Source organism: Brevundimonas sp. NPDC046655 (assembly GCF_044901625.1).
Classification (GTDB): domain Bacteria; phylum Pseudomonadota; class Alphaproteobacteria; order Caulobacterales; family Caulobacteraceae; genus Brevundimonas.
In genome coordinates this window covers 215761-230938 of the sequence record NZ_JBJDPV010000003.1, presented here as the reverse complement: position 1 = coordinate 230938, position 15178 = coordinate 215761, and the positions used below count along the sequence as shown (strand labels likewise).

11 protein-coding genes are annotated in these 15178 nt (G+C 68.3%); 9 read left to right on the top strand and 2 right to left on the bottom strand.

Annotated features, from left to right (window positions below; translation table 11 throughout):
* Positions 1–95: 95 nt before the first annotated feature.
* The 8 genes from motA to ACI2KI_RS10885 all read left to right on the top strand — a co-directional run bounded on the left by motA (position 96) and on the right by ACI2KI_RS10885 (position 9016).
* Positions 96–965 (top strand): flagellar motor stator protein MotA, encoded by an 870-nt coding sequence (gene motA / locus ACI2KI_RS10920; RefSeq protein ID WP_292085609.1) that lies wholly within the window; start codon positions 96–98, stop codon positions 963–965.
* 94 nt (positions 966–1059) lie between these two features.
* Positions 1060–1341, top strand: a complete 282-nt coding sequence (locus ACI2KI_RS10915) for a hypothetical protein (RefSeq protein ID WP_404619989.1) — start codon at positions 1060–1062, stop codon at positions 1339–1341.
* A gap of 97 nt (positions 1342–1438) precedes the next feature.
* Positions 1439–1726, top strand: a complete 288-nt coding sequence (locus ACI2KI_RS10910; protein ID WP_404619987.1) for a hypothetical protein — start codon at positions 1439–1441, stop codon at positions 1724–1726.
* 186 nt (positions 1727–1912) lie between these two features.
* A complete protein-coding gene (locus ACI2KI_RS10905; RefSeq protein WP_292085606.1) occupies positions 1913–2194 on the top strand; it encodes a hypothetical protein in 282 nt (93 codons plus the stop codon).
* A 115-nt stretch (positions 2195–2309) separates the two neighbouring features.
* A complete protein-coding gene (gene mnmC, locus ACI2KI_RS10900) occupies positions 2310–4142 on the top strand; it encodes an FAD-dependent 5-carboxymethylaminomethyl-2-thiouridine(34) oxidoreductase MnmC (RefSeq protein WP_404619985.1) in 1833 nt (610 codons plus the stop codon).
* A 58-nt stretch (positions 4143–4200) separates the two neighbouring features.
* Positions 4201–4617, top strand: coding sequence for a DUF6491 family protein (locus ACI2KI_RS10895; RefSeq protein WP_404619983.1), 417 nt, complete (start codon positions 4201–4203; stop codon positions 4615–4617).
* Between the two features lie 157 nt (positions 4618–4774).
* On the top strand, positions 4775–5902 hold the full coding sequence (locus tag ACI2KI_RS10890) for an efflux RND transporter periplasmic adaptor subunit (protein WP_404619981.1): 1128 nt from the start codon (positions 4775–4777) through the stop codon (positions 5900–5902).
* Positions 5903–5911: 9 nt separating this feature from the next.
* Complete coding sequence (locus ACI2KI_RS10885) at positions 5912–9016, top strand: efflux RND transporter permease subunit (RefSeq protein ID WP_404619979.1); 3105 nt, start codon at positions 5912–5914, stop codon at positions 9014–9016.
* A 190-nt stretch (positions 9017–9206) separates the two neighbouring features.
* Here the strand turns inward: ACI2KI_RS10885 and ACI2KI_RS10880 are convergent, their stop codons facing one another.
* Both ACI2KI_RS10880 and nhaA read right to left on the bottom strand, forming a co-directional pair.
* A complete protein-coding gene (locus ACI2KI_RS10880; protein WP_404619977.1) occupies positions 9207–11837 on the bottom strand; it encodes a TonB-dependent receptor in 2631 nt (876 codons plus the stop codon).
* 231 nt (positions 11838–12068) lie between these two features.
* On the bottom strand, positions 12069–13280 hold the full coding sequence (gene nhaA / locus ACI2KI_RS10875; RefSeq protein ID WP_404619975.1) for a Na+/H+ antiporter NhaA: 1212 nt from the start codon (positions 13278–13280) through the stop codon (positions 12069–12071).
* A 226-nt stretch (positions 13281–13506) separates the two neighbouring features.
* Between nhaA and ACI2KI_RS10870 the strand changes: the two genes are divergently transcribed.
* Entirely contained in the window at positions 13507–14967 is a 1461-nt protein-coding gene (locus ACI2KI_RS10870; protein ID WP_404619973.1) for a protein adenylyltransferase SelO, read from the top strand.
* The last annotated feature ends 211 nt before the right edge of the window (positions 14968–15178 follow it).

Below are 15178 nucleotides of genomic sequence, written 5' to 3'. Positions count from 1 at the left end.
TGCGTCCCGAACCGGGATTCGTGAAACTCGCCCTTAAGCATTAACGCCGATAACGGGCGTCCTGAGCCTTCTCCTCCAGGACGTCCGACCGCCTCATGTTCCAGATTATCGGCATCATCATGCTGTTCGCCATGGTGTTCGGCAGCTACGTCCTGGCGGGCGGCAAGTTCGGCGTCATCATGCACGCCCTGCCGCACGAGTTCATGGCCATCGGCGGCGCAGGCGTCGCCGCCTTCCTGATCTCCAACAGCCTGCCGGTGATCAAGGCGTCGCTGGCCGGTTTCGGCAAGACCTTCGCCGGGCCCAAGTGGAAGAAGCAGGACTACAAGGACCTGCTGTCCCTCCTGTTCCAACTGACCAAGACGATGAAGTCCAAGGGCGTCATCGCCCTGGAAAGCCACATTGAAAAGCCGGCCGAGAGCAGCATCTTCCAGAAATACCCCAAGGTGCTGAAGGACCACTTCGCCACCGATTTCATCTGCGACACCCTGCGGATGATGACCATGAACCTCGAAGATCCGCATCAGATCGAGGACGCCATGGAAAAGCAGCTGGAGAAGCACCACCACGAAGCCCTGGCCTCGGCTCACGCCTTGCAGAACCTGGCTGACGGCCTGCCCGCGCTCGGCATCGTGGCCGCCGTTCTGGGCATCGTGAAGACCATGGGCTCGATCACCGAGCCGCCGGAAGTCCTGGGCGGCATGATCGGCGGCGCCCTGGTCGGCACCTTCCTCGGCGTCTTCCTGGCTTACGGCCTGGTCGGTCCCTTCGCCGCGCGCCTGAACGCGATCATCGAAGAGGAAGGCGCCTACTACAAGATCATCCAGTCGGTGCTGGTCGCCCACCTGCACGGCAACGCCGCCCAGATCTCGGTCGAGATCGGCCGCGGCGACATCCCCTCGACGGCCCAGCCGTCCTTCGCCGAAATGGAAGAGGCCCTGGCGGCCGCTCCGACGGACGCCTGACCGGTCTTCTCCCCTTCCGTTCACGGAGGGAACACGGATCGCTCACGATGGTTCTCCACGGGTCACGTTCGCGTGCATTCCTGTGGAGCCCTGCATGAAAGCCCTGTCCGCCCTCCTTCTTGGCGCCAGCGCCCTAACGGTCCTGGCGGCGTGCGAAGACAAGTCGCCTCCAACTTCGAACGCGCCTGCTGCCGAATCGGTGGCCGTCCCCGCCGAGGGCGCCGCGTCCGCACCGGCGCCGGACTCCGCCGCGCCTCCGCCCGGCGAATCGACGGCCCCGACCTCGCCGCCCGCCCAGACACCGCCGACCCTGCCCGAGGACAGGCCGCCGACCGACCCCATGGATCCGGCCGCCCCTCCGGTTCCCCCGGCCTGAGGCCGGTGCGGGCTTGTCGAACCCTGCAATCTCGCGTTACGCCTTGCATCGGCGGGATGGTCCCGCCGAAACTTGAAGTCAAAGGGGCTATAGTCACATGACCATCCGTCGCCTGATGATCGTCGCTGCGGGCCTGGGCGCCCTCTCGCTGGCCGCCTGCCAGCAGCCGGCGCCCAAGACCGAAGAAGCCGCCGCTGTCGCTGACGCGGCCGCCGACACCGCCACCGACGCCGCGGCCACCGCCGCTGACGCCGCCACGGCCGCCGCCGGCGCCGCCACCGACGCCGCCGCCTCGGCCGGCGCCGCCGCTCAGACGGCCGCCGACACGGCCGCCGCCGCTACGACTCCGCCGCCCCCGCCGCCCGCCGAGAAGGCCGCGCACTAAAAAAATCGGTCCCCCAAAGACCGTGAAAAGGCCGCTTCGACGGGATGTCGGGGCGGTCTTTTTGCTGGGAATAACGAGACTTCACGAACCCGTGAGAATTTCGCTTGCGGTTTTGCTCACGATCCCGTTATCTCCCCCCTAGCGAGGGTTCATGATCTCGCTTTTACCTTCTGAAGGATAACAACTATGCGCATCACCGCTCTGATCGCCGCTTCGGCCGCCGCTCTGGCCCTGGCTGCTTGCCAACCGGCCGCCACCGACAAGGCTGAAGACGCCGCCGCCGACGCCACCGACGCCGCCGCCACCGCCACGGACGCCGCTGCCACCGCCGACGCCGCCGCCACCGACGCCGCCGCCGCTGCTGGCGCCGCCACCGACGCTGCTGCCGCCGCTGCTCCGGCTGCTGCCGACGCCGCTGCTGCTCCGGCCGCCGCTGCTCCGGCTGCCGCTCCGGCCGCCGCTCACTAAGACTTACGTCTTGGATCGCGGCCTCCGGGTCGCGATGCGGAAAGGGGTCGTCTTCGGACGGCCCCTTTTTTCGTGCCCGCTATCCAGCCGGACGCCTGACGGCTAAAGCCCCGCCATGACCGACGACCCGCGCGAACAGTCCCCCGGCGACGCCTCCCCACAGCTGGTCTGGGCCGAGGACGGCTCGCCCCGCTCAGGCCGGTTCGGCGACGTCTATTTCTCCAGGGACGACGGTCTGGCCGAGACCCGCGCCGTCTTCCTCGACGGCTGCGGCCTGCCCCAGGCCTGGGCCGACCACGCCGACTTCACCGTCGCCGAACTGGGCTTCGGCACCGGATTGAACATCGTCGCCCTGCTGGACCTATGGCGTCGCGCCCGCCCCGAGAACGGCCGTCTGCACGTCTTCTCCGTCGAAGGCTTCCCCCTCACCCGGGACGAGGCCGCCCGCGCCCTGTCCGCCTGGCCCGAACTGGCCGAGACCGCCGAGGCCCTCCTCGCCGTCTGGCCCGAGGGGACGCCCGGCTTCCACCGCCTCGACCTGCCGCAGTGGAACGCGACCGTCGACCTGGCCGTCGGCGACGCCGAGTGGGCGCTGGAGCAATGGTCCGGCGCCGCCGACGCCTGGTTCCTCGACGGCTTCTCGCCCGCCCTGAACCCCGGCATGTGGTCGCCCGAGATCATGGCCCTGATCGCCGCCAGTTCCGCCCCCGGCGCGCGGGTCGCCACCTTCACCGTCGCGGGTGCCGTGCGGCGCGGCCTGGCCGAGCACGGCTTCGTCGTCGAGAAGAAGCCCGGCCACGGCCGCAAGCGCGAACGCTTGGAGGCCCATCTGCCCTCGCCCCCGCCCGCCGCCCGCCCGCAACGCCATATCGCTGTCGTCGGCGCCGGGATCGCCGGGGCCTCGGTCGCGCGCGCCCTGGTCGCCGGCGGCGCCCGCGTCACCGTCATCGAGGCCGAGCGCCCCGGCGCGGGCGGCTCGGGCTTTCCCGCCGCCCTGGTCACGCCGCGCCTCGACGCCGGCGACGCCCTGATCGCCGGCTTCCACGCCCAGGCCCTGGAGCGCGCCCGTCACCTCTACCGCGCCCTGCCTGACGCCGTGATCGCCGAGGGCGTCCTGCAACTGGAGCAGGCGCCCCGCGACGCCGCACGTTTCGACAAGATCGCCGCCCAGGACCTGTGGCCCGAAGACGCCATGACGCGTCTCGACGCCGCCGCCTGCGCCGAACACCTCGGCCAAGCCGTCCAGAGCGGCGGCCTGATGATGCGCGGCGCGCTAGCCCTGCGCCCCTCGGCGGTGCTCGAAGCCTGGCTGGCCGGCGCCGCGCGCCTGACCGCCTCGGTCGAGACCCTCCAGCCCGAAGGCGAGGGCTGGGCCCTGCTCGACGCCGACGGCGCGGTCCTGATCAAAGCCGACGCCGTGGTCCTTACCGCCGGCTGGGGAACAGCCGCCCTCGCGCCCGACCTTCCCCTCGCCCCCGTCGCCGGTCAAGCCGACTGGGTCGAGGGTCCGACCACCCCGCCCGTCGCCTGGGGCGGCTACGCCGTGCCCACGGGCAGGGGCCTGCTGTTCGGCGCCACCCACGACCGGGGAGAGAGCGAAACCACGCCTACGCCGGAGGCTTCTGCGCGCAATCTCGTAACCCTCAGCGCCGCCCTGCCCGCGCTCGCGGCCCAGGTCGAGACCGCCAGCCCCGTCCAGACCCGCAAGGCCGTGCGCGCCACCACGCCGGACCGTCTGCCGGTCGTCGGCGCTCTGGACCAGCCGAACCTCTACGCCCTGACCGGTCTCGGTTCGCGAGGCTTTTGCGTCGCGCCCCTGCTCGGCGAGCATCTGGCGGCGTGCATCCTGAACCAGCCGTCCCCCCTGCAAAGCACAGCGGCTGACCGCTTCGCGCCCGGCCGATTTCCGCCGGGCTCAGGCAACCCGCACGCCGCTTCGCGCGCTTAGACAGCCAAGGTTCATCTTCTCGGCGTTAGGGAACCGCAGCGCTTTCAAGGAGCCTCACATGCCCCGCCTCATCCCCGCACTTCTGACCGCCACCGCAAGTCTGGTCGCCCTGGCCGGCTGCGCCCCGACCGCCTCTGACCCGACCGCCGCCTCGACCTCCGCCGCCCAGCGACAGTGTCTTTTCCAGAACGACGTCCAGAGCTTCCGGGTTCGCTCGTCGGACCAGACAGTGTTCGTGCGCGGCATCGGCAAGGCCGTGTTTGAACTCCAGGTCTCGGGCGCCTGCCGCGACATGGACCACGCCATGGGCATGGCTTTCTGGCCGCAACGCGGACTGGATCGCCTGTGCACCGGCGACACGACCCAGATCGTCTTCTCGGGCGGCACGCCGCCCGCGACGCCCTGCCACGCGCGGATCGTCAAAAAGCTGTCCGAAGCCGAGGTCGCCGCCCTGCCGGACCGGGACCGTCCCTAGCCGAAAAGACGGCAGGATTACTTCGCGGTAATCCTGCCGTGCGAGGTTTGAGAACGGCTCGCTGAAACGCTAAGAACGGGCCCAATCCCTAACTGCGTTCCGGCGTGGAACAGAAGGTTCGCACGCCCTGCCCCGACCCTCTCAAGGATCCTCGCACGTGGCGAAAACCCCTCGTACCCCGGCCCTCCTCCTGACGGCCGCCGCAGTCTTGACGCTCGCCGCCTGCGGCGGGCACAGCGACGACAAGTCCAAGGCCGGAGAAAAGGCGGGCGCCTCGCGTCAGACGGTCAGCGTCGCCACGGCGACCGAGGTCGCCCTCCCGCGCGTCATCGTCGCCTCGGGCAGCGTCTCGGCCTGGGAGGAGGTGCCGGTCGGCGCCGAGACCGGCGGCCTGACCGCCGTCGGCGTCTATGTCGATGAGGGCTCCTACGTTCGTCAGGGGCAGGTCCTGGTCAAGCTGAACGACGCCCTGCTGCAGGCCCAACTGCGTCAGCAACAGGCAGGCGTCCAGACCGCCGAGGCCAACGCCGCCCGCGACGACGCCGCGCTCGGCCGCGCCCAGGAACTGAAGTCACGCGGCTTCCTCAGCCAGGCCTCGCTGGACACCGCCCTGGCCAACCAGCGCGCCTCGCAAGCCAATCTGGCCTCGGCCCGGGCCTCGCTGTCGGAAACTCGCACCCGCCTGGCCCAAAGCGAGATCAAGGCCCCCGTCTCGGGACTGATCATCAGCCGCAGCGTGACCAAGGGTCAGATCGTCGAGGCCGGAACCCAGCTCTTCCGCATGGTCCGCGACGGCCGTCTGGAACTGGACGCCCAGGTGCCCGAGACCGATCTGCCCGCCTTGCGCGCCGGCCAGACCGCCACCATCACCTCCAACGAGGGCGTCGCCACCTCCGGCACGATCCGCATCGTCACCCCCGAGGTGGACGCCCAGACCCGCCTGGGTCTGGCCCGCATCACCCTGTCGCCCGGCAGCGGCCTGAAGCCCGGCATGTTCGCCCGCGCCTCGATCAACGCCGGCGCCCAGCCCGCGACCGTGGTGCCTACCGGAGCCGTCCTCTACCGCAGCAACAAGTCGGGGGTCTTCGTTCTGGATACGCAAGGGGCCGCCCACTTCCGCCCGGTGACGGTCCTGTCGCGCCGCGACGACCAGACCTCGGTCAGCGGGATCGAGCCCGGCGTCCGCGTCGTGGTCCAGGGCGCCGGCTTCCTGAACGAGGGCGACAAGGTGACGGTCGCCGCCGCCCCGACTGCCGCACCGACCGTTGCTCCGGCCGCGAAGTAAGGCCCGGCCATGAACAATATCTCCTCCTGGGCCATCAAGAACCCCATTCCCATCATCCTGCTGTTCCTGCTGCTGACGCTGGCGGGGGTGACCGGCTTCATGGGGATGCGGATCAACAACAACCCCGACATCGACTTCCCCCTGGTCTCGGTCACCGCCGCCCGCCCGGGCGCCGCCCCGGCTGAAATGGAAGTCCAGGTCACGCGGGTGATCGAGGACTCCATCGCCGGCCTGTCGGGCGTGCGCCACATCTATTCCAACGTCACCGACGGCGTGTCCTCGACCACCATCGAGTTCGAGCTGGGCACCGACACGGAACGCGCCACCAACGACGTGCGCAACGCCATGAGCGGCGTGCGCGGCTCCCTGCCGCAGGACATGCAGGAGCCGACGGTCCAGCGCATCGACATCACCGGCGACGCCCTGATCACCTATGTGGTCCGCTCGCCCACCATGTCGCCGGAACAGATCAGCTGGTTCATCGACAACGAGATGAGCCGCGCCCTGCTGGCGCTCGGCGGCGTCGGCGAGGTGAATCGCTCGGGCGGCGTAGATCGTGAGATCCGCGTCGAACTGGACCCGGTGCGCCTGGCCTCGTACGGCGTCACCGCCGCCCAGGTCAGCCAGGCCCTGACCAACGTCAACAACAACCTGCCCGGCGGCCGCGTCACCGTGGCCGGGTCCGAGCGCGCCGTGCGCACCCTGGGCGCCGCCGGTTCCGTCGAGCAACTGCGCGAGACCCTGGTGCCGCTGGGCGACGGCAGAAGCGTGCGTCTGGGCGACCTGGGCGCCGTGGTCGACAAGTGGGGCGAGCCCCGCCGCCTGGCCCGCTACAACGGCCAGGAAGCCGTGACCTTCAACTTCCTTCGCTCGCGCGAGGCCAGCGAGGTCAAGGTGGCCGAAAAGGTCCGCGCCGAGGTGGCCAAGATCGACGAGGCCCATCCCGAGCTGACCATCGAACAGGTCACCTCCAGCGTGAAATACATCGAGGAGAGCTACCTCGCCTCGCTGGAGGCCCTGCTGCTGGGCGCCGTTCTGGCCGTCATCGTGGTCTTCATCTTCCTGCGCGACTGGCGCGCGACCCTGATCGCGGCCACGGCCATGCCGATGTCGCTGATCCCGACCTTCGCCCTGCTCGGGCCGATGGATCAGTCGCTGAACGTCGTCACCCTTTTGGCCCTGTCCCTGACCATCGGCATCCTGGTCGACGACGCCATCGTCGAGATCGAGAACATCGTCCGCCACATGCGGGACGGCAAACCGCCATACGACGCCGCTTTCGAAGCCGCCGACGAGATCGGCCTGGCCGTCGTGGCGACGACCGGCACCATCATCGCCGTCTTCGCCCCCGTCGGCTTCATGCCGGGCATCATTGGCCAGTTCTTCAAGGCCTTCGCCCTGGCCGCCTGCATCAGCGTCTTCTTCTCGCTGGTGGTGGCGCGGACGCTGACCCCGCTGATGGCCGCCTATCTGCTGAAGCACACCAAGCACGAGGACAAGGACCCCTTCTGGATGGCGGGCTATCTGCGCGCCCTTCACTGGTGCCTGGGCAACCGCTGGAAGGTGTTTGTCATGGGCGCCCTCTTCCTGGTCGGTTCGATCGGCCTGTCGGTCGTGGCCAAGATGTCCTTCGAGTTCATGTCGCCGGGCGACGAAGGCCGCGCCGCCTTCCAGGTCGAACTGCCGCCTGGCTCGACCCTGCGCCAGACCGACGCCGTGGTGCATCAGGTCACCGCCAGGCTGAACGCCAGGCCCGAGGTCACCTCCGTCTACGCCGCCATCGGCGGTCAGGACGTGGGTCAGGCCAACATCTACGCCGACCTGACTCCCAAGGGCGAGCGGGCGCTCAGCCAGCAAGCCTTCCAACGCGTCATGGTCGATGAACTGAAGCAGATCCCCGGCGCCCGCATCCGGGCCGGCATCGCCCAGCAGGGCGGCGGCCCCGGCGACGGCACCAGCTACACCTTCTCCATCCTGGGCGATGATCCGGCGACCCTGGAAGCCGCCGCCCGCAAGGTCGAGGAAGAGATGCGCGGCGTGAAGGGGCTGGCCAATGTGGTCAACACCGCCGCCATCGCCCGACCGGAAATCCTGGTCACGCCGCGCCCGGATGAAGCCGCCCTGCTGGGCGTTTCGGCCGGCTCCATCTCCCAGGCCGTGCGTGTCGCCACCATCGGCGACATTGAGCAGAACCTGCCCAAGTACAACTTGGGCGACCGCCAGATCCCGATCCGGCTGCAACTGACCGAAGAGGCCCGCGAGGATCTGAACGTGCTGGAAAACCTGCGCGTGCCGACCGCCTCGGGCGCCTCCGTGCCGCTCAGCGCCGTGGCCGACATCGAGTTCGGCGCGGGTCCGGCCACCGTCAGCCGTCAGGATCGCTCACGCATCGCCTCGATCACGGCGGAACTGGACGGTATCACCACCGGCGCCGCGGGACAGGCCGTCAACCGTCTGCCTTCGGTCAAGAACCTGCCGACCGGCGTGCGTCAGGTGCCCGCCGGCGACGCCGAGTTCATCCAGGAAATGCTGGTCGGCTTCGGCATCGCCTTCATCTCCGGCATCCTGCTGATGTACGCCGTCCTGACCCTGTTGTTCAAAAGCTTCGCCTATCCGGTCACCATCATGGCCGCCCTGCCCCTGGCGATCGGCGGCGCCTTCATCGGCCTTGTGATCGGCGGCAAGAGCTTCTCCATGTCCGCCCTGATCGGGGTGCTGATGCTGATGGGGATCGCGGCCAAGAACTCCATCCTGCTGGTCGACTACATCATCATCGCCGAGAAGGAGGGGATGACGCGGCGCGAGGCCATCATGGACGCCGCCCACAAGCGGGCGCGCCCCATCCTGATGACCACCTTCGCCATGGGCGCCGGCATGGTGCCCATCGCCATGGGGATCGGCGCCGACGTCGAGTTCCGCTCGCCCATGGCCATCGCCGTCCTGGGGGGCCTGATCTCCTCGACCTTCCTGTCTCTGCTTTATATCCCGGCCATTTTCACCATCGTCGACGACATCGCCGGCTTTGGTCGCCGGGTTCTGGGCCGCATGTTCGCCGGACAGCGCAAGCTGGCCGACGGCACCCGGCCGGGCGAGGCGACCGCCTTGCACGACTGAATACTCCTCCAGACGAAGAGCCCCCGGAGAGCGATCTCCGGGGGCTTTTTCATGCGCGACCTCGAAAGCAGCTCCAACAAGGCGCCGGTGATCAGCCCGACGCAAATGAACGCCCCTTCCCCCAGTCAAAAGAAAAGGCGGCCCGGATCGCTCCGGGCCGCCCTGACCTCGCCACGAGGGCGAAGGCCGATCAGTACTTGACGCGCAGGGTGGCGCCGTAGGTGCGCGGCTGGCCCATGAAGGCGTTGTAGGTCTGGGTGTCCAGGGCCGGGTTGAAGTAGGTCCCGTTCGGCTGAACCGTGGTCTGGAAGGCCGAACCTTGCAGCGGGGCGTTGATCGCCACCTGCTTGTACTCCTCGTCCGTCAGGTTCTGCGCCCAGATGTCCAGGGCCCAGCGCTCGTCCTCCGAGCCCAGGGTGACGCGGCCGTTCACCAGGGTGAAGGCGTCCTGCATCTTGTAGGGCAGCAGGTCCGAACCGGTGTTGTATTCGGTCGAGTACTTGGCCGAGAGGTTGAAGCCGACCTTCAGGCCCGAGCCGATCGAACGATCAAAGGCGACCGAACCCGTGGCCGACCATTCCGGCGCGAACGACGCCCGCGCGCCGGGCAGCAGCGACAGCTGCGGGAAGTTGCCCGGATTGGTCAGGTCCGCGGCGACGAAATCCCCGTACTTGGTGTCGGTGTAGGTCAGGCCGCTGCTCAGCGACAGGCCCTCGATCGGGGTGAACCAGACGAAGTCGGCGTCGAAACCCTGCGACTTCAGCTCGGGGATGGATTCGACCACGAAGGCCGTGCCCAGGAAGGTGTTGAGCTGGAAGTCCTCGAACTTCTGGTTGAAGTAGGTGAGGTTCAGCAGGACCGTACGATTGAACAGGGTGTTCTTCAGACCCAGTTCGAAGCTGTCGACGGTTTCCGAGGGGAACAGCAACGAGGCGGTCGGCGTGATGCCCGTCTGCACCCGGTCCAGGTTATAGCCGAACGACTTGTAGCCGCGGGCGTAGGAGCCGTAGGCCATGACCGAGTCGTTGAAGCGATAGGCCGCCTTGATCGTGCCGCTCAGTTCGCCGTCGTCGGTCTCTTCCGAGATGCGACGGTTGTCGAACAGGGGGTTGGCCCAGGGCAGGCAGACGTTGCCGGCGACGCGCTGGGCGCTGGCGGCGGCCGCGGCCGGGGTCAGACCCGCGCCGATGAAGGCGTTGGTCAGGTTGGTGACATTGCCCAGGGCGCCGCCGCAGGCCGCGCCATTAGTGCCCAGGTTGTCCTGCACGCCCAGAAGGCGCTTCTTGTCCTGGGTGTAGCGCAGGCCCAGGGTCACATCGAACTGGTCGGTGACATGCCAGGTGTTGTTGGTGAACAGGGCCAGCGAGTCCGAACGCTGGCTATAGTGGTCCTGCACCCCGTGGCCGACGCCGAAGCCCGGCCCGGTCGGCGCCAGGGGTCCCGAAGTCGAGGCGCCGCCGTTCAGCAGGCAGCCCGCCAGGAAGGTCGGGGTGGTGCCGGCCCGCGTCAGACAGCCGATGATATTGCCGCTCTGCGGAATGGCGCCGCCCGTGCCGGCGTTCAGTTGCGACGAGATCAGCAGCGACAGGAAGGGCGTATAACCGGCGCCGTACCAGTAGCTGTCGTTGCGGCTGATGTTCTCACGCGTGGCGAAGACGCCGACCAGCCAGTCAAGCTTGTCAGTCGAGCCCGCCAGGCGGAACTCCTGGGTCAGGTTGTCCAGTTCGAAGCCGTAACCGCCGTCATCCACACGATACAGCAGGTCCGCCGTCGTATAGTCGAGGTCCATGGCGTTGATGCCCTCCCAGTTCCGCCAGGAGGTGAGCGAGGTCAGGGTGGCGTCCCACGAGGGGATGTCGATGTTGGCTTCCGCCGAGAAGCCCATGTCTTCCATGGTCTGGGCGGTGCTGCGGTTGGCGTAGGCCGTGCGCGAGAAGGGCAGAGCGCCGAAGCCGGGCGCCGGAGGCTGCTGCTGGCCGCCGACCGTCGTGACCGCGCCATAGGTCTGGCCGGTGCGCACCTGGGTCGAGACGCAGCAGTATTCGTCGCGCTTGGAATAGTCGGCGATCAGACGGATCGACACCTCGTCGGACGGCAGGATCAGCAGTTGGCCGCGCGCGGTCCAGAAGTTCTGGTTCTGGTCGTCCTTCTCGGTGCGGGGACCGGCGCCGGTGACCACGTCATAGAAGCCGTCGCGCTCCCGCTTGGCCACATACAGACGACCGGCGATCTGGTCGGTGATCGGGCCGGTGACCGAGCCGGCCACGCCCCAGGCGTTGAAGTTGCCGTAGGTGGCCTCGGCGTTGAAGCCCGGCGTGAACGAAGGCGCCTCGGTGATGATGTTGATGACGCCGGCCGAGGTGTTCTTGCCGAACAGGGTGCCCTGCGGGCCCTTCAGAACCTCGATGCGGCTCAGTTCGCCCAGGTCGCCGAAGCCGACGCCGTTGCGCGAGCGATAGACGCCGTCGATGACCACGCCGACCGAGCTTTCCAGGCCGGGGTTGTCGCCGACCGTGCCGACGCCGCGGATACGGGCCGTGGTCGAGGCTTCCGACTGGGTCGAGGTGACGGTCATGCCCGGCGTCAGGATCTGCAGATCCTTGATGTCGCGCACGCCCGCGCCGTCCAGCGCCTCCTGCGACAGGGTCGTGACCACGATCGGCACGTCCTGCAGGTTCTGTTCACGCTTCTGCGCGGTGACGATGATGTCGTCGATCGTCGTCGGCCCTTCCTGGGCCGAGGCGGCGCCGGCGAAGCCGAAGGCGACGACGCCGACGACGGCGGCCGACGCGGTGCAGCGAAGGATGTTGTTGAAACGCATATGGCGGCTCCCCGGCTCTGTGGCCCGGCCGCCCGCGGCGACCGTGGCGATTCCTGTCCCTGTCGATCCACGCTCATTGAACGGCGTGAATTCTCCATGAACAGGGGTAAGCCAGGGTCGGGAAAGCGACAAGAAGCCGCAAAGCTGCGAATGGCGATTTCAGCCAACGTCGCTCTACGTGTGGCGAGAAAGCGACAAAAATCGATTACGCAAGGTCAATATTATCAACGTTCACTGCAAGATCTTGGCAGTTGAGGCGGCTTGCCTTTGTTGCTGACGTCGCGCCGCAAGGTTCAGAATCAACGCCGCCGCCAGGGCCGAGAGCACCGATCCGCCGATAACGCCCAGCTTGACCTCGATCTGCACGGGCGAATCCACCGCGCCGGGGAAGGCCAGGACGCCGATGAACAGGCTCATGGTGAAGCCGATGCCACACAGCAGGCTGACGCCGTAAAGCTGAAGCCAGCTGGCGCCCGAGGGCTTGTCGCCGATCTTGAGCTTGGCGGCCAGCCAGGCGGCGCCGAAGACGCCGACCTGCTTGCCGACGAACAGGCCAAGCGCGATGGCGATGACCAGGGGCGCGAAGGCCTGCTCCAGCGACAGACCGGCGAAGGACACGCCCGCCTTGGCGAAGGCGAACAGGGGCAGGACCAGGAAGGCGACATAGGGGTGCAGGTCGTGCATCGCCTCCTTGAGCGGGCTCTGAGACGTCTCGGGACGCGGCGCGACCGGCACGATCATGGCGAAGGCCACCGCCGTCAGCGAGGTCGACAGCCCCGACATCACCGTCAGATACCAGACCGCGCCGAAGCCCAGGACCCAGAAGGGGCCGGCCAGACGGCGACGGCCGATCAGGGCCAGCGCGGCCAGAACCCCGGCCACGCCCAGCAGCGGCAGCCATTGCACGCCCTGACTGAAAAGGACCGCGATCAGGGCGATGGCCCCCAGGTCGTCGACGATGGCCAGGGTCAGCAGGAAGACCCGCAGCGATGACGGCAGGCCCTTGCCCACCATGGCGAAGACGGCCAGGGCGAAGGCGATGTCGGTGGCCAGGGGGATAGGCCAGCCCTGCGACGGCCCTCCCAGCGCCCCGGCGACGGCCAGATAGACCAGGCCCGGAACCGCCATGCCGCCCAGGGCCGCGATGATCGGCAGGGCCAGCTTCTTGGGATTGCTCAGCTCGCCCCTGAGGATCTCGTATTTGATCTCCAGCCCCACCACGAGGAAGAAGACCGCCATCAGGCCTTCCTTGATCCAGCCGGAGATCGTCTCTTCCAGCCGCAGCGGGCCGACTTGAAGTACGTGGACGCTCTTCAGCCAGGCGAAGTAGTCGGCGGACAGAGGCGAGTTGGCGACGATCAGGGCGGCGACGGCGGCGAGGCCGAGCACCGCGCCGGAACCGGCTTCGGTCTTGAGAAAGTCGAGCGTGAGCTTCTTGGCCACGGCGGTCTCCGAAATCAAAAGGACTGTCGTGGCGTCAGGTTATCGACGGACGCCGGACCGGATTCGCACATCAAAGGACGGCGCCGGCCTGGCCCCGACGCACGACAAGCGAAGCGGGACCTGATCTCTGCTGCTGAAAATAGCGGACCCACCCACAGGTTCAAGACAAACTCGACCGTCGATGTTGCGGTTGCGAACCGAGCGACGAGCGCGCATCTGCCAGTTCATGCCCGTCTCCCCCGCCTATCGTCCCGACCCGCGCTTCTTCGATCTCGGCCCCGACTTCGGCGATCCGGTGTCGGCGGCGGACTTCCCCCAAACGATCCTGCGAGTCCGCAACGACCGTGCGGCGGCGGACGTCGGGCTGGAGACTCTGAGCGACGACGAATGGCTGAGCTCTTTTGGCCGCTTCCATCCCCTGCCCGGCCAGCCCGGCCCCGTCGCCATGCGCTATCACGGCCACCAGTTCCGTACCTACAACCCCGACCTCGGCGACGGACGCGGGTTTCTGGCGGCGCAGCTGCGGGAGGTGGGCAGCGCTCAAGCAGCGAGCGACCGCGTCGCGAGCGATAGCGCCCCTCAAGGTCGCCTACTGGACCTCGGCACCAAGGGCTCCGGCCAGACGCCCTGGTCGCGGCGCGGCGACGGACGGCTGACGCTGAAGGGCGGCGTGCGCGAGGTGCTGGCCGCCGCCATGCTGGAGAGTCTGGGCGTGCCGACCTGCCGCATCCTGTCGCTGATCGAGACCGGCGAAGCGCTGGAGCGCGGCGACGAGCCCTCGCCCACCCGGTCCGCCGTCATGGTGCGGCTGTCGCACAGCCACGTGCGCTTCGGCACTTTCCAGCGCGCTGCCTACTATGGCCGCAAGGGCCAGATCGAGGTCCTGCTGGAGCACGCCCGCAGCCTGTATCATCCCTCGGTCACGCTCGGCGACGCGCCCGGCTTCCTGGCAGCCGTGGTCGAGGCCTCGGCGCGGCTGACGGCGAAGTGGATTTCCGCCGGCTTCGTCCACGGGGTGCTGAACACCGACAATCTGAACGTGACGGGCGAGAGCTTCGACTACGGCCCGTGGCGCTTCCTGCCGCACTATGATCCGGCCTTCACCGCCGCCTACTTCGACACCTCCGGCCTCTACGCCTTCGCGCGCCAGCCCGAGGCCGTGTTCTGGAACCTGACCCAGCTGGCCGGCTGCCTGAAGCTGATCGCCGAGCCGCAGGTCGCGGCCCTGACCGAGGCCCTGAACGGCTTCGGCCCCGCCTATATCCGCCACCTGCGCGCCGCCTTCCTGAACCGGCTGGGGGTCAAGAGCCTGGGCGAGGCGGCGGACCAGAGGCTGCTGGACGCCACCCTGGCCCTGCTACGCGACAAGGGCGAGGCCCTGCGCTGGGAGCCGCTCTTCTTCGACTGGTTCGGCGGCTTCAGCTCCGGCGCGCGGGCGCTGGGCGGCGTGCGCGGCAAGGTCTATCAGGGTGAGGCCTTCGACGCCTTCCGCTTCGCCCTGCTGGAGCACGAGCCCGACCGGCCCGAGCGGCTGGAGCATCCGATGTTCGCCACGCCCGAACCCGAGGAAATGCTGATCGACGAGGTCGAGGCTATCTGGTCGGCGATCGATCAGGGCGACGACTGGTCGCCGCTGTACGCCAAGCTGGCCCGCCTGGAGGCGGCGCGGATCGCTTGGGCCCTATAATTCCACTCATCCCCGCGGAGGCGGGGTCCCAGATCTTTGGCCGAGGGCGTGACGCTTAGTTCTCGGTCGCGGGCTGCGCGTGAAGCTCCCACTGGGTCCCCGCCTCTGCGGGGATGAGCGGATTTTGTTACACCTACACCTCATGTCATCAGTTGATGTCATCAGACGTTGACAGGCCGCTTCGCGCGGCCTAGTGCCTTTTGACGATCAC